This is a genomic window from Curtobacterium sp. AG1037 (assembly GCF_003349855.1).
Lineage (GTDB): Bacteria > Actinomycetota > Actinomycetes > Actinomycetales > Microbacteriaceae > Curtobacterium > Curtobacterium citreum.
The window spans coordinates 100,721-119,745 of sequence record NZ_QQAO01000012.1 but is presented as its reverse complement, the minus strand read 5'-3'; the positions used below and the strand labels follow the sequence as shown (position 1 = coordinate 119,745).

The 19,025-nt window shown below is 68.8% G+C and carries 17 protein-coding genes; 9 read left to right on the top strand and 8 right to left on the bottom strand.

The annotated features are described in order from the left end of the window. Positions 1-9 precede the first annotated feature (9 nt). The 6 genes from DEU32_RS17415 (at position 10) to DEU32_RS15380 (ending at position 8,763) form a co-directional block, all read left to right on the top strand. Entirely contained in the window at positions 10-4,131 is a 4,122-nt protein-coding gene (locus DEU32_RS17415) for a DUF6049 family protein (protein ID WP_220152795.1), read from the top strand. A gap of 91 nt (positions 4,132-4,222) precedes the next feature. Next, on the top strand, positions 4,223-5,221 hold the full coding sequence (gene trxB, locus DEU32_RS15400) for a thioredoxin-disulfide reductase (protein ID WP_114851303.1): 999 nt from the start codon (positions 4,223-4,225) through the stop codon (positions 5,219-5,221). Between the two features lie 59 nt (positions 5,222-5,280). Then, positions 5,281-5,607 carry a thioredoxin gene (gene trxA, locus DEU32_RS15395; protein WP_022832611.1) on the top strand — a complete coding sequence of 109 codons (327 nt, stop codon included), beginning with the start codon at positions 5,281-5,283 and terminating at the stop codon, positions 5,605-5,607. 203 nt (positions 5,608-5,810) lie between these two features. Beyond that, complete coding sequence (locus DEU32_RS15390; protein ID WP_114851302.1) at positions 5,811-7,115, top strand: PLP-dependent aminotransferase family protein; 1,305 nt, start codon at positions 5,811-5,813, stop codon at positions 7,113-7,115. Positions 7,116-7,155: 40 nt separating this feature from the next. Continuing rightward, positions 7,156-8,118, top strand: coding sequence for a D-alanine--D-alanine ligase (locus DEU32_RS15385; protein ID WP_114851301.1), 963 nt, complete (start codon positions 7,156-7,158; stop codon positions 8,116-8,118). A gap of 30 nt (positions 8,119-8,148) precedes the next feature. Beyond that, the gene (locus tag DEU32_RS15380; protein WP_114851300.1) at positions 8,149-8,763 is read left to right on the top strand and encodes a YdcF family protein; all 615 of its coding nucleotides are present in this window, start codon (positions 8,149-8,151) and stop codon (positions 8,761-8,763) included. A 451-nt stretch (positions 8,764-9,214) separates the two neighbouring features. Here DEU32_RS15380 and DEU32_RS15375 read toward each other — a convergent pair whose 3' ends face one another. From DEU32_RS15375 to rpmH, 8 genes are all read right to left on the bottom strand, one after another. Further along, complete coding sequence (locus tag DEU32_RS15375) at positions 9,215-10,195, bottom strand: ParB/RepB/Spo0J family partition protein (RefSeq protein ID WP_114851299.1); 981 nt, start codon at positions 10,193-10,195, stop codon at positions 9,215-9,217. After that, positions 10,195-11,088 (bottom strand): ParA family protein, encoded by an 894-nt coding sequence (locus DEU32_RS15370; protein ID WP_114851298.1) that lies wholly within the window; start codon positions 11,086-11,088, stop codon positions 10,195-10,197. The genes DEU32_RS15375 and DEU32_RS15370 overlap by 1 nt, the downstream gene beginning before the upstream one ends. Before the next feature lie 81 nt (positions 11,089-11,169). After that, a complete protein-coding gene (gene rsmG / locus DEU32_RS15365; RefSeq protein ID WP_114851297.1) occupies positions 11,170-11,817 on the bottom strand; it encodes a 16S rRNA (guanine(527)-N(7))-methyltransferase RsmG in 648 nt (215 codons plus the stop codon). After that, complete coding sequence (locus DEU32_RS15360; protein ID WP_229666924.1) at positions 11,814-12,338, bottom strand: R3H domain-containing nucleic acid-binding protein; 525 nt, start codon at positions 12,336-12,338, stop codon at positions 11,814-11,816. The genes rsmG and DEU32_RS15360 overlap by 4 nt, the downstream gene beginning before the upstream one ends. After that, positions 12,339-13,301, bottom strand: a complete 963-nt coding sequence (gene yidC / locus DEU32_RS15355; protein ID WP_114851326.1) for a membrane protein insertase YidC — start codon at positions 13,299-13,301, stop codon at positions 12,339-12,341. Between the two features lie 8 nt (positions 13,302-13,309). Further along, on the bottom strand, positions 13,310-13,690 hold the full coding sequence (gene yidD / locus DEU32_RS15350) for a membrane protein insertion efficiency factor YidD (protein ID WP_180225907.1): 381 nt from the start codon (positions 13,688-13,690) through the stop codon (positions 13,310-13,312). After that, positions 13,687-14,031: a ribonuclease P protein component gene (rnpA, locus tag DEU32_RS15345; protein ID WP_114851296.1), complete on the bottom strand. Its 345-nt coding sequence runs from the start codon at positions 14,029-14,031 to the stop codon at positions 13,687-13,689. The genes yidD and rnpA overlap by 4 nt, the downstream gene beginning before the upstream one ends. 55 nt (positions 14,032-14,086) lie before the next feature. Further along, on the bottom strand, positions 14,087-14,224 hold the full coding sequence (gene rpmH / locus DEU32_RS15340; RefSeq protein ID WP_019181680.1) for a 50S ribosomal protein L34: 138 nt from the start codon (positions 14,222-14,224) through the stop codon (positions 14,087-14,089). Between the two features lie 578 nt (positions 14,225-14,802). Between rpmH and dnaA the strand changes: the two genes are divergently transcribed. The 3 genes from dnaA (at position 14,803) to gnd (ending at position 18,998) form a co-directional block, all read left to right on the top strand. Then, a complete protein-coding gene (gene dnaA / locus DEU32_RS15335; RefSeq protein WP_058741033.1) occupies positions 14,803-16,269 on the top strand; it encodes a chromosomal replication initiator protein DnaA in 1,467 nt (488 codons plus the stop codon). Between the two features lie 626 nt (positions 16,270-16,895). Continuing rightward, positions 16,896-18,041: a DNA polymerase III subunit beta gene (gene dnaN / locus DEU32_RS15330; protein WP_058741034.1), complete on the top strand. Its 1,146-nt coding sequence runs from the start codon at positions 16,896-16,898 to the stop codon at positions 18,039-18,041. 69 nt (positions 18,042-18,110) lie between these two features. Continuing rightward, a complete protein-coding gene (gnd, locus tag DEU32_RS15325; protein ID WP_114851295.1) occupies positions 18,111-18,998 on the top strand; it encodes a phosphogluconate dehydrogenase (NAD(+)-dependent, decarboxylating) in 888 nt (295 codons plus the stop codon). The last annotated feature ends 27 nt before the right edge of the window (positions 18,999-19,025 follow it).

Below are 19,025 nucleotides of genomic sequence, written 5' to 3'. Positions count from 1 at the left end.
TCCTCCTGTATGCACATCCTCCGCTCCACGCTCGCCGCCGCCGCGACGGCCCTCGTCGTCGGCGTCGTCGTCACGCCCCTCGCGACCGACGGTGCAGGGGCGGCCACCGCCCAGCCCGTCACGACCCGGACGGCCCACCCGGCCGCCGCGGACGCCGGGAAGACCACCGTCAGCGTCTCGCCCGCCAACCGCGGGATCGTCCAGCGCGACCAGGACCTCGAGCTCACGGTGACCGTCACGAACGACACCGACACCGAGGTCCCCGCTGGAACCGCCGAGCTCGACATCTTCCGGTCGGTGAGCACGCGGGACGTCCTGTCCGACTGGCTCGCCGACACCACCACGACCGGTTACCTCGGCGCCCCGATGGACTCGGTTGACGTCCCGGCCGTCCCGGCGCACCGATCCGTGACGCAGACGGTGACGATCGTCCCCGGCAACGTCGGCCTCGGCGGGTACACCTCGTTCGGCGCCCGACGCATCGCCGCGGACTACACCGCGGGCAGCACCTCGGCCGTCGCCCGCTCCGCGATCACCTGGTACCCGGACTTCGAGCAGACGCCGGTCGGTGTCTCCGTCGCGATGCCCGTCACGGTCCCGCGGACGACCGACGGGGTCCTCACCGCGAGCGAACTGGCCGCCGCGACCGCCGTCGACGGCACGCTCACCCAGCAGCTCGACGCCGCCCAGGACCACAACGTCACCCTCGCGGTCGACCCGCGGATCATCGCGTCGATCCGGCTCCTCGGCGAGAACGCGCCGACGTCGGCCGCGACCTGGCTCCAGCGCCTCGAGTCCCTGCGCAACGAGAAGTTCGCCCTCGCCTACGCGGACGCCGACGTCAGCGGCCTGCGCCAGGCGGGCGCCGAAGGGACCCCGGGTGTGGTCTCCCTCGACCAAGAGGTCGAGGAGGAGAACTTCCCCGGCGCCGTCACCGCGAGCCCGACCCCCACGGCCACCGACGGTGCCACGCCCGACACCACGCCCGGTGCCACCTCGCCGAACACCCCGACCCCGACACCGACGGACACCGTGACCCCGAGCACCGAGCCGACCGGTACGGCCACCGACGGTGCCGCCGGTACGCCGACGCTCCCCACGACCCGGTCGCTCCTCGACTTCCCGTGGTCGATGAGCGGGATGTCATGGCCGGTCGAGGGCACCGTCGCCCAGGACGACCTCGGGGCCCTCGCGGCCTCGGGCACCGAGACGACGATCGTGTCGAGCGGCAACACCTCAGCCGGCGCGGACACCACCATCGCCGCCTCCGAGCGGATCGGCGACCAGCACGTGCTCGTCGCCGACCAGGGCGCGTCCGCCCTGCTGCGCGACGCCGCGACGGCGAAGGACGAGCAGACCTGGTCGACCGACATGGCCGAGCTGACCGCCACCCTGGCGACCGCCGCCCGGTCCGGCACCGCGACGAGTCCGGTCCTCCTGACGCTCGGTCGCGAGTGGCCGACCGACTCCGACCGGCTCTCCCGCGCGCTCGACGCCCTCGAGAGCACCGCGTGGGTGTCGCCGTCCGACCTCTCCAGCGCTGCCGCGGCCTCCGCCGGGTCGCTGACCCTGGCGTCCTCGTCCGCCGGCGACGACCGCGTCGACCAGCTGCGCCGACTCGTGGACGGTGAGCGCGAGGTGTCGTCGTTCTCCACAGCACTCGACGCACCCGCGGACATCACAGCCCCCGCGCGCCTGTCGCTGCTCGCGCTGTCCTCGAACGCGTGGCGCGGTGACACCGGGGACCTCACCGTCGCGATCGACCGGCAGCTGAGCCGCTGGACGAAGCAGACCTCGGCCGTCAGCATCCCGAACTCCAGCTCGCTGACGCTCCTCGGCGACCGCTCCTCGCTCCCGATCTCGGTGCGCAACCGATCCGACTACCCGGTGACCGTGCGGCTGAGCGTCCAGCCGTCGAGCTCGGCGCTCCGCGTCGTGAAGAACGACATCGAGGTCAAGGTCCAGGCGCAGTCCTCGACCCGGACCACCGTCCCCGTGCAGTCCGTGGCGAACGGCAAGGTCTCGCTGACCATGTCGCTGCAGAGCCCCACGGGCGTGACGATCTCCGAGCCGTCCACGGTCGAGCTCAACGTCCAGGCGCAGTGGGAGACGGTCATCACGGCCGTCGCCGCCGTCGGTCTCGTCGGCATCTTCGGCTTCGGCATCTTCCGCAGCATCCGCAAGCGGATCCGTCGCCGGAACGGCGAGGTCGACGACGACGAGGAGGACGACCCGAACCGCCCGCTCGCGGTCCAGCCGGCAGCGCCCGGTGCGCCGGGCCGGCCTGGAGGCACGTCAGCCGCCGCGCAGGCGGCCGCGGCCCCCGCCGTGGTCGGGTCCACCACGTCGCTGCGCGACCCCCTGCCGGAGCCGGAGGCACCCACCGGGGTCGACCCGCGCCTCCAGGCCGACGCGTCGCACCGATCCGCCGCGCCCACCGAACCCGAGGAGCCGACCATCAGCACCCAGCAGCAGCCCGTCGTCGACGCGGAGCCCGGCGCCGAGCGCAGTCTCGGCCGGGCGAGCGCGATGCTCGCGGCGGGCACGATGCTGTCCCGGGTCCTCGGCTTCGCGAAGACCTTCGTGCTCGCGTTCGCGATCGGCCAGGCCAACTCGCCGGGAGCCGACGCGTTCGCCCTGGCGAACCAGCTGCCGAACAACATCTACGCGCTCATCGCGGGTGGTCTGCTGTCCGCCGTGCTCATCCCGCAGATCGTCCGCTCGATGCAGCAGAGCTCGGACGGCGGCACCGCCTACGTGAACAAGATCGTGACGCTCGGCACCACGGTCTTCGTCGTGATCACCGTGCTCGCGACCCTGCTCGCGCCGCTGCTCGTCTGGGTCTACAGCCAGCAGTCCTCGGACGAGGGCAAGGGCTTCACGGCCGCGCAGACCGACCTCGCGGTGGCCTTCGCCTTCTGGTGCCTGCCGCAGATCCTCTTCTATGCGCTGTACTCGCTCCTCGGCGAGGTCCTCAACGCCAAGCAGGTGTTCGGGCCCTTCACCTGGGCACCACTGATCAACAACGTCATCGCGATCGCCGGCCTGTTCGTCTTCATCGCGATGTTCGGCGGCCAGGACGTCAACGCCGCCACCGACGCGTGGACCCCGGCGAAGATCGCGGTGCTCGCAGGCAGCGCGTCCCTCGGAGTCTTCGCGCAGGCGGCGTTCCTGCCCTTCTTCTGGCGCCGTGCCGGCCTGACCTTCCGCCCGGACTTCCGGTGGCGCGGGGTGGGGCTCAAGTCGACGGGGACGGCCGCGGGCTGGCTCTTCGCCATGATCCTCGTGACCCAGCTCGCCGGCATCGTGCAGTCCCGCGTTGCCTCGCTCGGCACCGGCTCCGCGGGCAACGCGGTACTGCAGAACGCGTGGCTGCTCTTCATGCTCCCGCACTCGATCATCGCCGTGTCGATCGCGACGGCGTACTTCACGCGGATGAGCCACGACGCGGGTCGGGGCGACCTCGACGCGGTCCGCCGGAACCTGTCGCTGTCGCTGCGGATCGTCGGGCTCTTCACGGTGTTCGCCTCGGTCGCGCTCATCGTCGTCGCCGTGCCGTTCGGCCGCATGTTCGACAACACGTACGACGGGGCGCTCGTGATCGGCTCCGTGCTGCTCGCCTACATGCCGGGTCTCGTGCTGTTCAGCATGCTCTTCATCATCCAGCGGGTCTTCTGGGCGATGCACGACCACCGCACGCCGTTCCTCATGCAGTGCATCCAGTCCGTGCTGTTCGTCATCGGTGCCCTCGCCGTGGCCACCCTGCCCGGCGACGTCATCGGCGTCTCGATCGCGGCCTGCACGACCCTCGCCGGCACGGCCCAGACGATCGTCGCCCTGGTGCTCGTCCGGAAGCGGCTCGGCGGCATCGAAGGACCGGTCGTCACCCGTTCGCACGTGCAGTTCGTCATCGCGGCGCTCATCGCCGGCGTGGCCGGACTGCTGGTCGTGAACTTCTTCGGGGCGTTCTCCGCCGACGGCTTCGCGATGTCGGACGCCACCGGCGCCCTCGTCACGATCGTCCTCACCGGCGCCGTCATGGCGGTCGTGTACTTCGGCGCCCTGGTGGTCGCGAAGAACGGCGAGATCCAGAACGCCGTGGGCATCCTCCGATCCAAGCTCGGTCGCTGACGCCCGTCCGGTCGGCGCACCCGGCTGCCGTGGAATGCCACGCCGGTAGCATGTGTTGACCCGGTCAGTACGCAACGGAAGGGCACCAGGCATGCGCCAGCTCATCATCATCGGTTCCGGTCCTGCCGGGTTCACCGCCGGCATCTACGCCGCGCGCGCCGAGCTCAAGCCGCTCATCGTCGCCTCGAGCGTCGAGACCGGTGGCGAGCTCACCAAGACCACCGAGGTCGAGAACTTCCCTGGTTTCCCGGAGGGCATCCAGGGCCCCGACCTCATGATCAAGATGCAGGAGCAGGCCGAGAAGTTCGGTGCCGAGGTCCTGTACGACGACGCGGTGTCCGTCGACCTGACCGGCGAGGTCAAGAAGGTCACCGTCGGCTCCGGCGAGACGTTCGAGGCCCTCGCGGTCATCTACGCCACGGGGTCGGCCTACCGCCACCTCGGGCTCGCCGACGAGGAGCGCCTGTCCGGTCACGGCGTCAGCTGGTGCGCGACGTGCGACGGCTTCTTCTTCCGCCAGAAGAACATCGCCGTCGTCGGCGGCGGTGACTCCGCGATGGAAGAGGCCACGTTCCTCACCCGCTTCGCCGACAAGGTGACGGTCATCCACCGCAAGGACTCGCTGCGTGCGTCCAAGATCATGCAGGACCGCGCGATGAACGACCCGAAGATCGAGTTCGCGTGGAACAAGGAGGTCACGGGCATCCAGGGCGACACGGCCGTCACCGGCGTCACGCTCACGGACACCGTGACGGGCGAGGAGTCCGAGCTCGCGCTCGACGGGCTCTTCATCGCGATCGGCAACGACCCGCGCACCCACCTGATCCACGGGCAGATCGACCTCGCGCCGGAGGGCACCATCGCCGTCCAGGGTCGTTCGTCCAAGACGAACCTGCCGGGTGTCTTCGCCGCGGGTGACGTCATCGACCCGACGTACCGCCAGGCGATCACGGCCGCAGGTTCGGGCACGGTCGCGGCGCTCGACGCCGAGAAGTACCTCGCGGAGCTCGACGACGCACTGACCGATCAGGCCGAGGGCCGCACGCCCTCCGAGCCCGCGATGGTCGACGTCGAGGCAGCGCGGGCCTGACGCACGGAATACTGCAGCGGCCATCCCGTTGTAACCACAGAACTCTCGAAGGAGCACACATGTCGAACGCCAAGGCCGTCACCGACGCCACCTTCTCGGACGAGGTCCTCAAGTCCGACAAGACCATCCTGGTCGACTTCTGGGCGGAGTGGTGCGGCCCGTGTCGCGCGGTCTCGCCGATCCTCGACCAGATCGCCGCGGAGCACGCCGACAAGATCGAGATCGTCAAGCTCAACGTCGACGACAACCCGCAGTCGGCCATGAACTACCAGATCACGTCGATCCCGGCGATGAAGGTGTTCAAGGGCGGCGAGGTCGTCAAGACCGTCATCGGCGCCAAGCCGAAGCCGGCGCTCGAGGCCGACCTCGCCGAGTTCCTGGCGTAGGTCCGACCGCACCGTCGAACGGCCCCGTCCTCCACGCGGAGGGCGGGGCCGTCGTCGTTCCGCGAGGAGCGCCGCGGCGGCGTTCCGGGGTGCGCGCTGCGCGTTCGCGGGCCACAGCTTCAGGATCGGCCCCCACCTCCCACCGGGGATCCGGCAACGGATGTCGTAGTGTGGCGGGAATGTCCCACTGAACGGAGCACACGATGACGAACGGCAACAGCCTCGACCCCTGGTACGACTCCTACGCCCAGCGCACCGCCGGGCTGAGCGCCTCCGAGGTCCGAGCCCTGTTCGCCGTCGCGTCGCGGCCCGAGGTGGTCTCGCTCGCCGGCGGCATGCCGTACGTCTCGGCGCTCCCGCGCGAGCTCGTCACGGGCTCCCTGGACCGCGTGATGGCCGAGGACGCCGCGATGGCGCTGCAGTACGGCGGCGGCCAGGGCCTCCGCTCCCTGCGCGAGCACATCGTCGACGTGATGAGCCTCGAGGGCATCCGTGCGAGCGCCGAGGACGTCGTCGTCACCACGGGGTCGCAGCATGCGCTCGACCTCGTCACGCGGCTGTTCATCGATCCGGGCGACGTCGTGCTGGCCGAGTCCCCGTCCTACGTCGGCGCGATCGGCGTCTTCCGGTCGTACCAGGCCCAGACCGTCCACGTGACGACCGACGAACACGGCCTGGTGCCCGAGGCCCTCCGCGAGGCCATCGCGAACCTGCGGGCACAGGGGAAGCGCATCAAGTTCCTCTACACGATCCCGAACTTCCACAACCCCGCCGGTGTCACCATGAGCCGCGAGCGCCGGATCGAGGTGCTCGACATCTGCCGGTCGAACGGCATCCTGGTGCTCGAGGACAACCCGTACGGGCTGCTCTGGTTCGACGAGCCCGCGCCGCAGGCCATCCGCTCGATCGATGAAGAGGGCGTGGTGTACCTCGGCTCCTTCTCGAAGACCCTCGCGCCGGGCTTCCGCGTCGGCTGGGCCCTCGCACCGCACGCCATCCGCGAGAAGCTCGTCCTCGCGAACGAGTCCGCCGTGCTCGCGCCGAACTCCTTCGGCCAGTACGTCGTGAACGCCTACCTCGACGCCGCGGACTGGAAGGGCCAGGTCGACACCTTCCGAGGCCTCTACGCCGAGCGCCGCGACGCGATGATGTCCGCGCTGGGGGAGTTCCTGCCCGACCTCTCCTGGACCCGCCCGAACGGCGGCTTCTTCGTCTGGCTGACCCTGCCCGAGCACCTCGACTCGAAGGGGATGCTCCCGCGCGCCGTGAAGGAGCTCGTGGCCTACACCCCGGGAACAGCGTTCTACGCCGACGGCCGCGGTGGTGGCAACATCCGGTTGTCGTTCTGCTACCCGACGCCCGAGCAGATCCGCGTCGGGGTCAAGCGTCTCGCCACGGTGATCAACGACGAGCTCGAGCTGCTCGAGACGTTCGGCTCCGCGACCCGTCCGATCACGACCGTCCGCGAGTCGAACTCGGTCGTTGCGCCGCCGCCGAACGTGTCCTGACCAGCGCTTTCCGCACAATCACAGCAAAGGGATCCCTCGCATGGCCGACCTCACCCGTCGTCACGTCGTCGTCGTCGCCGGAGGGATCTCGCACGAGCGGGACGTCTCCCTGCGGTCCGGTCGTCGGGTCGCGGACTCGCTGACCGGCTACGGCTGGCAGGTCGACCTCCGCGACGCCGACGGCTCGCTCCTGCCCGCCCTGCGCGAGGAGCGACCGGACGTCGTGTGGCCGGCTCTGCACGGTGCGTCCGGAGAGGACGGCGCGCTCCGGGGCGTGCTGGAGGCCCTCGACATCCCGTTCGTGGGCTCACGCTCTACCTCGGCCCGCCTGGCGTGGGACAAGCCCACCTCGTCCGCGCTGGTCGCCCGAGCTGGCGTGCACACACCGCGGTCGGTGACCCTGTCCCACGACGTCTTCCGCGAGCTCGGCGCCGTCGGGGTCCTTGAAGCCATCGCAGGGGAGCACCCCGTCCCGCTCGCCGTGAAGCCGGCACGCGGCGGCAGCGCGCAGGGCGTCACCCTCGTCGAGGACGTCGCCAACCTGCCGCGCGCAATGGTCACGGCCTACACGTACTGCGACGACGTCGTGGTCGAGCAGCTGATCCGGGGGACCGAGGTCGCCGTCGGGATCATCGACACCGGGGACGGTCCCGTCGCGCTGTCGGCGGTCGAGATCGTCCCGCGCAACGGGCCGTACGGCTTCGAGGCCCGTTACAACGCCGGTGAGACGACGTTTTACACCCCCGCCAGACTCTCTGACGCCTTTGCCGCGGCCGCCGCGGAGGCGGCCATCGCAGCACACGTCGCACTCGGCCTGCGGCACCTCTCTCGCGTCGACCTCATCATCGACGCCGCCGGGACGCCCTGGTTCCTCGAGGCGAACGTCCTTCCCGGCCTCACCGAGACCTCCCTCGTCCCGCAGGCGCTGAGCGCGTCCGGGTTCGACCTCGGTTGGACCTACGCCGAGCTGGCCGAGCAGGCCATTCGCGACCACCGCGCCTGAGTCCTCGTGCGTGTTCCACGTGGAACATCGATGGCCATGCCTGTCCTCGGCTCCGCGGTCGTGGTGCTGGTCGCATGTCTGGCTTGGGGTGAGGCGGTCCACTTCGGTGCGAGTGCCGCAAGCCGACGGCACCGCGCAGGTCTTTCATGCAGGGGGCGCGACGTCGCCGTAGTGGTCATGGGGTTCAGCAACCGGGCCTCGCAGCCGAACCTTGTGAACCGGTGGCGTGCCCGGATCGCCGTCCGGACCGCACGCTTTCTCGTCCGCCGCGGTGCGCGGTCGGTTCGGATCATCTGCTGCGGTGGCCCCGTGATGGGTCCCGTGCCGGAGGCGGAGCACCTCGCCGCCGCGCTCCGGCACGCTGGGTGGCACGGCCAGACCGTCCTCGAGGGACACAGCCGCTCGACGTGGGAGAACATCGCCAATGTCCGGCCGCTCCTCCGCCGGGATGAACTCATCGCCCTCTGTTCGAATGATCTGCACGTCGTGAAGGCGCGTCTGTACTTCGCGCGCCAGGACCCCGATGTCGTCGGGCGTCTGATCGGATCCGCGAACTACCGCGTGGGGGAGATGGTGCTGGCCAAGCCGCTGTTCGCCGCGGTCGGCCTGCACAAGCTTCGCGCGCTGCGGCCGCACCGTCACTGATGAGATCCTCGGCGATCAGGACTCGCGATGTTCCACGTGGAACGTCCAACACGGAGCCAGCGGCTGTTGGCTCACTCACATGAGGCTGCGCGCCTCTCCCCGGCGAAGGCGGGCCGGGGACCGTGGCTCCGACGCCTGCGTTCGCCAACGGTCGAGGTTCTCCCACCGCGAGGCAGTCGACCTACAGCACCGGGGCCTCGACCGGTACCAACTTTCGCTCGCTGCAGCCGGGTCGCTCCCGGTTCGCACCCCCGATGCACGTGCAGCAGCAGCGATTCCACTCGAAGACCATGTTCCACGTGGAACACGCGTCGCCGCCGAGCGCGACCCATGGCGGATACAAGCCTGCCGGCCTCCTGCGCGCCATCGAGCGTCGCGCTGCTCTGGAGATACCCGCACGGCCAGAACGGTCGCCAGCGGCCCGTCAGAGGCTCGGGGGACAGCCAGAAGGTCAGCCTGCGATGTCCTGGACCCCGAGCTCGCCCAGGATCCGGTTCAGGTCGTCTCCGTTGGCGAAGTCGATGGTCACCGAGCTCTTCCGCGCACCGACGGCGATCTTGACCCGCGTGTTCAAGCGATCGCCGAGCCGCTCCGCGAGATCGTTGAAGTGCGCCTGCCGCTTCGAGGGCTCCGGCTTGACCTTCGCCGGCGCCTTCGTCGCAAGCTGCTGGGCGATCGCCTCGGCAGCACGCACGGACAGGTCCTCGTTCACGATCTTCTCGGCGAGGTACTCCATCGCCTCGGCGTCCGGCGCTGCGAGGATCGCCCGCGCGTGTCCCGCCGAGAGCACTCCTGCGGCAACGCGGCGCTGCACCGGAGAGGGCAGACGCAGCAACCGGATCGTGTTCGTGATCTGCGGACGCGACCGCCCGATGCGCTGCGCGAGCTGCTCCTGCGTGATCCCGAAGTCTGCGAGCAGCTGCTGGTACGCCGAGGCCTCCTCGAGCGGGTTGAGCTGGGCGCGGTGCAGGTTCTCCAGCAACGCGTCGCGGAGCATCGCGTCATCGGGGGTGTCCTTGACGATCGCGGGGATCGTCGAGAGCCCGAGCTCCTTCGTGGCACGCAGTCGGCGCTCGCCCATGATGAGCTCGTACTGCGGGTCCGTGCCCGTTGCACCGGGGATGGGACGCACCACGATGGGCTGCAGGACGCCGATCTCCCGGATCGAGTGCACGAGCTCCTGGAGCTCCTCTTCGCGGAACTCCTTGCGCGGCTGCTGCGCGTTCGGCACGACATCGAGCGGGTTGAGGTTCGCCAGCCGCGCGCCGGGCACGGCCACCAGATCCTCGGCGGTCTGCCCGGACGGCGACGGAGCCGACGCCGGCGATCCGCCGGTCGGGAAGAACACGTCGACGGGACGGTCCTGCTGCTCATTGGCCGTGGGGATCAGGGCGCCGATCCCGCGGCCGAGGCCGGTTCGCTTGGGTGCCATCAGTCCTGCGCTCCTCGTGCTGCGATCTCGGCGGCTGCCTCCAGGTAGGAGAGCGACCCGGATGAGTTGACGTCGTACGAGACGACGCTCTGCCCGTAGCTCGGCGCCTCGCTCACCCGCACAGAACGGGGGATCATCGCCTGCAGGACCTGGTCCCCGAAGTGCTCGCGAACATCGGCGGCCACCTGGTTGGACAGGTTCGTCCGGCCGTCGTACATCGTGAGCAGGATCGTCGAGACGCGCAGGTTCGGGTTGAGGTGCCGCTCGATCAGCTCGATGTTCCGCAGGAGCTGGCTCAACCCCTCGAGGGCGTAGTACTCGGTCTGGATCGGGATGAGCACTTCCTGCGCTGCCACGAAGGCGTTGATCGTCAGGAGCCCCAGCGACGGCGGGCAGTCGATGAAGACGTAGTGGTACGGCTCGTCCAGCGACGACAAGTACTGGTCCAGCGCGGTGCGGAGCCGCTGCTCACGCGCGACGAGGGAGACGAGCTCGATCTCGGCGCCGGCGAGGTGGATCGTCGCCGGTACACACCACAGCGTCTCCGACTCGGGGGAGCGCTGCACGGTGTCCGCGATCGGCGCCTCGTCGACGATGACGTCGTAGATGCTCGCGACCTCGGCCTGGTGATCCACGCCGAGCGCGGTCGAGGCATTGCCCTGCGGGTCCAGGTCGATCACCAGGACGCGAGCTCCACCGTGCGCCAGAGCCGCCGCCAGGTTGACCGTCGTCGTCGTCTTGCCGACGCCGCCCTTCTGGTTCGACACCGTGAAGATCCGGGTCTTTGCCGGCAGCGGGAACTGCTGCGTCGCGATCGCACGACGGCGCCGGTTGAGATCAGCGATTTCCCGCGCAAGGGGAGTCGACGCGTCGTAGTCGGTCGATGAACTCAACGAAGACCTCTTCCCCGGTGCAGTGTTTCACGTGGAACGTCGAGCCCGCGAGATCCGGTAGCACCGGTCCGAGCGACAGCGTCAGTCAACTGTAGCCCGGAAGACGCGCGTGGTCTCCTCGACCACACCGACTCCGAGCTCGAGGACCTCGACGTTCTCCAGACGCTTTCGGAGGATCACCTTCCGCGCCTTCTCGATCTCCTCGCCGACCCGCGCCCCCTTCATCAGGATGAGCTGACCGCCGGAGCGGACGAGCGGGACAGTGAGCGGGATGAGCTTCGACAGTGCGCTCACGGCACGGGCGGTGACCTGATCGACGACGATGTCGTCCGCGACGTCCTCTGCTCGTCCGCGGACCACCGTGACGTTGTCGAGTCCGAGTCGCGCGGCCTCACTCGTCAACCACTCACACCGGCGCTCCATGGGCTCGATGAGCGTGAGCGTCACGTCGGGACGCGCGATCGCGAGGACCAGGCCGGGGAGCCCGGCACCCGAACCGACGTCGGCGACCCGGCCACGATCCTCCAGGAGGGGTGCCAGCAGCGCAGAGTTGAGGATGTGTCGCGTCCAGAGCCGCGGCAGCTCGAGCGGACCGATCAGCCCGAGCTCCTCGCCTCGACGAGCGAGCTCTCCCGTGAACGACCGGGCCAGCTCGAGCCGCTCGCCGAACAGCGTTGCCGCAGCGGCGGGCTCCTGCTCGAGCTCCGGCGCCTCGGTGGCGTCCGTCATCGGGTGACGACCGTGTGGCGGTCCCGACCCTCACCCTCGGACTCCGAGTGGAAGCCCTTCTCGGCGACCAGGTCGTGCACCAGCTTGCGCTCGTACGACGACATCGGGGGGAGCGCCGCCGTCGGGGCGCCGGCCTCGATCCGCTCGACGGCGGTGTCGACCAGGCGCTGGAGCTCGGTCGCCCGTGCATCGCGCGAGCCACCGACGTCGAGGATCAGGCGGCTGAACTCGCCCGTCTCGGCCTGCACGGCGATGCGCGTGAGCTCCTGCAGCGCCGACACCGTGTCCGGCTTCGAGAGCACGCGCAGCGCCCCGCCCTCGTCGCTCACTGACAGGTACACGCGCCCGGCGCGCTCCTCGATCTCGATGTCGCCGTCGAGGTCACAGATGTCGAGGAGTTCCTCGATGTAGTCCGCAGCGATGTCCGCCTCGTCACGCGCGTCGTCGTCGACGCCGTCCTGCTCGACGGAGGGAGCGTCGGCGGTGTCCTGCTCGACGGGGGCGATGTCCTGCTCGGTCACTTACTTCTTCCCGTTCTTCTTGGAGCGGTTCTTGCCGACCGGCTGCTGACGCTGGGTGGTCACACGGACCGGCTCGACCTCGATGGCCGACGCACCCGCACCAGCCTCGGCGAGGACCGGGGTGCCACGGCGCTGGGCCTTCTTCGCCAGGCGGGCCTCACGCGCGAGCGCGGCCTCGGAGCCCGGCGTGGGCATGCTGCGGATGACGAAGTACTGCTGCGCCATCGTCCAGATGTTCGACGCGAGCCAGTAGAACATGACGCCGAGGGGGAAGCTCAGACCAGAGATCACGAAGATGAGCGGGAGGATGTACAGCATCATCTTCTGCTGGCGATACATCGGCGACGCCTTGGTCTCCGGCGACATGTTCTTGGCGACGAGCTGCAGCTGCGTGATGAACTGCGAGACCGTCATCACGACGATCATGAAGCCCGCGATGACCCGGACCTCCCACCCGGAGGCGTTCGTGAAGGTCTCGTGCAGAGGAGCGCCGAACAGGGCGGCGTTGCCGAAGTCCTGCGCCAGGGTGTTCGTGAGCAGGCCGATGCCCGTCTTGTTGATCTGCGCCTCGTGCAGCACCGAGTACAGCGAGAAGAAGATCGGCATCTGGATGAGCAGCGGCAGGCAGGAGCTCAGCGGGTTCGTCCCGGTCTCCTTGTAGAGCGCCATGGTCTCGCGGCTCATGGCCTCGCGCGAGAACTGGTCCTTCTTGCCCTTGTACTTGTCCTGGATCTTCTTGAGCTGCGGCGCGACCTCGAGCATGCGGCGCTGCGACTTGATCTGCCGCACGAAGATCGGGATCAGCGCGGCACGGACCACGAAGGTCAGGAAGATGATCGACAGCACCCACGTGAGGCCCGCGGACGGGTCCATCCCGAGGTTCTCGAAGATCCAGTGGAAGGCCACGAGGATCGCCGACACCACCCACTTGAGGGGCCAGAGGATCGTTCCGATGAAGTCCATGAGGACGGTCACGCCTTTCGAGTGCGCTGGGGGAGCAGGTCCGGGAGCACGCCGGCTCGGGGGGACTGCGACTGCTGCGGGGTCGGCGCGAGCACGAACCCGAACCGGTTGACGAGGTAAGGACGACGGCGCTCGCGCACGTCGTCGATGCCGCCGGCAGCCCAGGGGTTGCAGCGGGCGATCCGCCAGGCGCCCATCGCAGAACCGCGGACGACGCCGTACTGCTGGATGGCCTCGAGCGCGTAGCGCGAGCACGACGGGTGGTAGCGGCAGACGTTCCCGTACAGCGGGGAGATCACCGCGCGGTAGACACGGAGCACGACGACGCACGCGTTGCGCGGGAGCAACGCGACGGCCCAGGCCAAGCGGGTCCACAGGGTGCGGTTCATGCTGCCTTCTCGAGTCCGCGCGCGAACGAGCGCGAAACGTCTCCGAGCAGGGTAGGCCATGCCGCCTGCGCTGCGGCTGGCAAGGCCCTGATCACCACGTCGCAGTCCGTCGGGGTCCCGGCGAGCAGGTCGTGCGCGATCGCCTTGAGCCGTCGGCGCACCGTGTTGCGCGTGACCGCGTTGCCCACGGTCTTCGCCACGATGAAGCCGAAGCGGGTCGGGGCTCCGTCGGACCGTCGGACAACGGATACGACGACGTGCGCCGTGGCGCTCCTGCGACCACGACGCACGACGGTCCGGTAGTCGTCACCCCGCACGATGCGGTTGGCGCGTGCCAACACGATCGCTACCGGGTTCCCGACCGGGACCGGACCAGCTCGACCAGGCGGAGCCTGATCAGGCGCTGAGCTCGGTGCGGCCCTTGGAACGGCGCGCGGCGAGGATGGCGCGGCCGGCACGGGTGCGCATGCGGGCGCGGAAGCCGTGCTTCTTGGCGCGGCGGCGGTTGTTCGGCTGGAAGGTGCGCTTGCTCATGATGATCTCCACACGGCTGCGCTCGAGGACTGGCTCAGCGCGAGCCGACACGTATGTCTGGACAGCCGCTCGACAGGATCGAACAGCACGATGGGCGCGACCGAATGGCCGCAGTCAACTGGTTAACGGTACGTGACAGCGGCGAGCAGGTCAAACGGTCCCGGGGAGCCCGTCGGACGGGGCGCGCGCACGATCATCATCCACATTGGGGAAAACGTGCGTTCGGTGCCATTCACTCGGACCCTTTACAGTGGTGTGATCGATCGGCCCGTTCCGCGGAGCGACGGGGGAGTCACCTCTCCGCCCGCCACCGGACCGACGTGGACAGGACTGTGGACAACCCTGTGGATCACCGCCGCGGGGCGACAGTGGTCCGGGCCCGATGGTGCCGCTCGGACACGACCGCCCGAGCACGCCGGCAGGCGACGGGGCCAGCAGCGTCAGACGACCGAGCGAGGCCAGACGACCGGGCGCAGCCAGCCGCGGCGGCCGCGGCACAGCGACCACCTGACCACCTGACCACCTGACCACCGAAGACCCGACCACACCACGACAGCGAAGCAGGAGACGAGCGCGACATGACGATGCCGGCCGATCCCGTCGAGGACCTCTGGTCCTCCGTCCTGGGCCTCCTGTCGGAGGACGACCGCATCACGCCGCAGCTGCACGGCTTCCTCAACCTGGTCGAACCGAAGGGCGTCCTCGCCGGCACCCTCTACCTCGAGGTCCCGAACGACCTGACCCGCGGGATGCTCGAACAGCGCATCCGGATCCCGATCACCGAGGCCGTCTCGCGCGTCGGTGACGACTCGGTTGCGAACTTCGCCATCACGGTCAACCCGGACATGGCGTCGGAGCCCCGGGTGGACACCGTCGTGCCGAGCCACGTCCCGGAGTACGCCGAGCCCGTGCAGCAACCGGTCGAGCAGAGCGCCGCGCCCCGCCAGTACATCGAGGCGCCGTTCGTCCCGAGCCAGATCGACGCCCCGGGAACCAGCGGTCGCCCGGAGTCGCGGCTCAACCCGAAGTACAACTTCGACAACTTCGTCATCGGCTCCTCGAACCGCTTCGCGCACGCCGCAGCGGTCGCGGTCGCCGAGGCCCCCGCGAAGGCGTACAACCCGCTCTTCATCTACGGCGACTCCGGCCTCGGCAAGACGCACCTGCTGCACGCGATCGGCCACTACGCCGAGAGCCTCTACCCCGGGATCCGGGTGCGGTACGTGTCGAGCGAGGAGTTCACGAACGACTTCATCAACTCGATCGCGAACAACCGCTCGAACCAGTTCCAGCAGCGGTACCGCGACATCGACATCCTGCTGATCGACGACATCCAGTTCCTGCAGGGCAAGGACTCCACGCAGGAGGCCTTCTTCCACACGTTCAACACGCTGCACGACCACAACAAGCAGGTCGTCATCACGTCGGACGTCGCGCCGAAGCACCTGACCGGGTTCGAGGACCGGATGCGCTCGCGCTTCGAGTGGGGCCTCATCACCGACGTGCAGGCCCCGGACCTGGAGACGCGCATCGCGATCCTCCGGAAGAAGGCGCAGTCCGACCACCTGCAGGTGCCGGACGACATCCTCGAGTTCATGGCCTCGAAGGTGTCGAGCAACATCCGGGAGCTCGAGGGGACGCTCATCCGCGTCACGGCCTTCGCGAGCCTCAACCGGACGGCCGTCGACATGGCCCTGGTGCAGACGGTCCTGAAGGACCTCATCACGCTCGACGACGACAACGTGATCGCGCCGACGGACATCATCAACCACACCGCGGAGTACTTCAAGCTCTCCGTGGACGACCTCTACGGGTCCTCCCGCTCGCAGGCGATCGCGACGGCTCGGCAGATCGCGATGTACCTCTGCCGCGAGATGACGAGCCTGTCGCTGCCGAAGATCGGCCAGCTGTTCGGCAACCGCGACCACACGACCGTGATGTACGCGAACAAGAAGATCACCGAGCTCATGAAGGAGCGTCGGTCGATCTACAACCAGGTCACCGAACTGACCAGCCGCATCAAGCAGGACCGCCGCTACCGCTGACGCAGATCACCGAGACAGCACCACCGACGCCTGCGAAGGAGCGTCGGTCGATCTCCAACCAGGTCACCGAACTGACCAGCCGCATCAAGCAGGACCGCCGCTACCGCTGATCCGCACCGGCATCCATGCCGTCGACGCGAGCCTCCGGGCTCGCGTCCGTCGTCGCGCCAGCCTCCGTGATCGCAGGAAGGGCGGCCTGGAGGCACGGATCACCATCCCGGATCAGCCCGCCCGAGCGATGATCCACCATCTGAGACGGTTCCATGCGCCGAGATTCACACAGTGTGGAAAGCCTGTGGATAACTGTGGAGGACACGCGGTCGCGTTGTTCACAGATCTGACCCCGCCTGTGGAGACTGGGGATGGAAGTGGATAGATGAGATTTGTTCATCCAGACGCCGCCAACACGCGACTCACAACTCACACGTGTGTAGTTCCCTGTGGAGAAGCGGGATGCACAGAGTTATCCACACTGTGCACAGGCGTTAACACCATTGATCCTGGTTAACGATCTGGTTGGAGGGGCCAACCTTGTGGACGGCGGGATGACAAGAAATCCGGCGCTCCTCCCGCTGTGCCACAATGGGGCGGCCGGACAGTCCAACCGATCGACAGGGGTCCCAGCTGTGAAGTTCGAGGTCAACCGGGACGTCTTCTCCGAAGCCGTCTCCTTCGCGGTGAAGCTCCTCCCACAGCGCACGACCCTCCCGATCCTGTCCGGTGTCCTCATCCACGCCGAAGGCGACCGTCTCACGCTGTCGTCCTTCGACTACGAGGTCTCGGCGCAGACGTCCATCACGGCGCAGATCGACGACCCGGGCACGGTCCTGGTCTCCGGCCGCCTGCTCAACGACATCGCGAGCCGACTGCCGAACGCCCCGGTGACCTTCACGACCGAGGACACCAAGATCTCGGTCACCTGCGGTTCGGCGCACTTCACGCTGCTGTCCATGCCGGTCGAGGAGTACCCGACGCTCCCGGAGATCGGCGAGCAGACCGGCGTGATCCCCGGCGACGCGTTCTCCGAGGCCGTCTCCCAGGTCGCCGTCGCCGCGAGCCGTGACGACGTCACCCCGGTCATCACCGGCGTGCAGCTCGAGGTCGGGGACAACGACCTCTCGCTCACGGCGACCGACCGCTACCGCGTCGCGATCCGCACGATCGCGTGGGACTCCGGCCGCGTCGGCTCCGAGCCGCTGCACGCCCTCGTCCCGGCCCGCACCCTGCAGGAAGTCGGCCGCACGTTCGGGTCGGCATCCACCGTCTCGGTCTCGATCTCGGGCAGCTCGGACCGCGAGCTCATCGCGTTCCACGCCGACGACAAGACCGTCACCTCCCTGCTCATCAAGGGCAACTACCCGCCGGTCCGCCGGCTGTTCCCCGACACGGTCCAGGACCACGCGGTGATCAACACCGCGGAACTGGTCGAGGCCGTCCGACGGGTCTCCCTCGTCCTGGAGCGCGAAGCGGCGCTCCGGTTCTCCTTCTCGGTCGACGGGCTCACGCTCGAGGCGATCGGTTCCGAACAAGCGCAGGCGTCAGAGTCGATCAGTGCGTTGCTGACCGGTGAGGAAACGGTGGTCTCGCTGAAGCCCGCCTTCCTCCTGGACGGGTTGAACGCGGTGCACTCCGAGTTCGTCCGCATCTCCTTCACCAAGACGGAGAACCCCAACAAGCCGGGTCCGGTGCTCATCACCGGGCAGACCTCGCAAGAGGCCCCGGCGACGGACGGATACCGGTACCTGCTGCAGCCCAATCTCCTGCTGCGGTGAGCGCAACAGCCGTACCACTGCGCTGACGTGCTCGACGCACCAGCGCGACGACGAACAGAAGAGGAAATCATGCACATCGGTCTTGTCGGCCTCGGTCGCATGGGCAACAACATGCGTGCCCGTCTCCGCAACGCAGGCATCGAGGTCACCGGGTACGACGCGAACCCCGCCGTCTCCGACGTCGCCGACCTCGGCGCCCTCGCCGCCGCACTGCCCGAGGGCAAGAAGCTCGTGTGGGTCATGGTCCCGCACGGCAAGATCACCGACGACGTCATCACGGACCTTGCCGAGGTCCTCAGCCCCGGTGACCTGGTCATCGACGGCGGCAACTCGAAGTGGCTCGACGACGAGGTGCACGCGAAGCAGCTCGACGCCAAGGGCATCCGCTACATGGACGCCGGTGTCTCCGGTGGCGTCTGGGGCAAGGACAACGGCTACGGCCTCATGGTGGGCGGTGCGGCCGAGGACGTCGAGTTCGCCATGCCGGTCTTCGACGCGCTCCGCCCCGAGGGCCCGCGCGAAGAGGGCTTCTCGCACGCCGGCGGTGTCGGCGCCGGGCACTACGCAAAGATGGTCCACAACGGCATCGAGTACGCGATCATGCAGGCCTACGGCGAGGGCTACGAGCTCCTCGAGGCCAAGGACATCGTCCACGACGTCCCCGCGGTCTTCGCCGGGTGGCAGCGCGGTACGGTCGTCCGTTCCTGGCTGCTCGACCTGCTCGTGCTCGCCATCAACGAGGACCCGAAGCTCGACGAGCTCGAGGGCTACGTCGACGACTCCGGCGAGGGCCGTTGGACCCTCGAAGAGGCGATCGAGCTCGCGGTGCCGATGCCCGCGCTCTCGGCGGCCATGTTCGCCCGCTTCGTCTCGCGTCAGGGCAGCCAGTCCCCGACGATGAAGGCCGTCGCGGCGCTCCGCAACCAGTTCGGCGGCCACGCCGTCAAGAAGGCGTAGTTCAGGTAACCACCTGAGCTCGTCTCG

Bases quoted from the DNA above. Each gene is read 5' to 3' on its own strand.
- DEU32_RS17415 (WP_220152795.1), top strand. From the start codon at position 10: ATGCACATCCTCCGCTCCACGCTCGCCGCCGCCGCGACGGCCCTCGTC.
- trxB (WP_114851303.1), top strand. From the start codon at position 4,223: ATGCGCCAGCTCATCATCATCGGTTCCGGTCCTGCCGGGTTCACCGCC.
- trxA (WP_022832611.1), top strand. From the start codon at position 5,281: ATGTCGAACGCCAAGGCCGTCACCGACGCCACCTTCTCGGACGAGGTC.
- DEU32_RS15390 (WP_114851302.1), top strand. From the start codon at position 5,811: ATGACGAACGGCAACAGCCTCGACCCCTGGTACGACTCCTACGCCCAG.
- DEU32_RS15385 (WP_114851301.1), top strand. From the start codon at position 7,156: ATGGCCGACCTCACCCGTCGTCACGTCGTCGTCGTCGCCGGAGGGATC.
- DEU32_RS15380 (WP_114851300.1), top strand. From the start codon at position 8,149: ATGGCCATGCCTGTCCTCGGCTCCGCGGTCGTGGTGCTGGTCGCATGT.
- DEU32_RS15375 (WP_114851299.1), bottom strand. From the start codon at position 10,195: ATGGCACCCAAGCGAACCGGCCTCGGCCGCGGGATCGGCGCCCTGATC.
- rsmG (WP_114851297.1), bottom strand. From the start codon at position 11,817: ATGACGGACGCCACCGAGGCGCCGGAGCTCGAGCAGGAGCCCGCCGCT.
- yidC (WP_114851326.1), bottom strand. From the start codon at position 13,301: ATGGACTTCATCGGAACGATCCTCTGGCCCCTCAAGTGGGTGGTGTCG.
- yidD (WP_180225907.1), bottom strand. From the start codon at position 13,690: ATGAACCGCACCCTGTGGACCCGCTTGGCCTGGGCCGTCGCGTTGCTC.
- rpmH (WP_019181680.1), bottom strand. From the start codon at position 14,224: ATGAGCAAGCGCACCTTCCAGCCGAACAACCGCCGCCGCGCCAAGAAG.
- dnaA (WP_058741033.1), top strand. From the start codon at position 14,803: ATGACGATGCCGGCCGATCCCGTCGAGGACCTCTGGTCCTCCGTCCTG.
- gnd (WP_114851295.1), top strand. From the start codon at position 18,111: ATGCACATCGGTCTTGTCGGCCTCGGTCGCATGGGCAACAACATGCGT.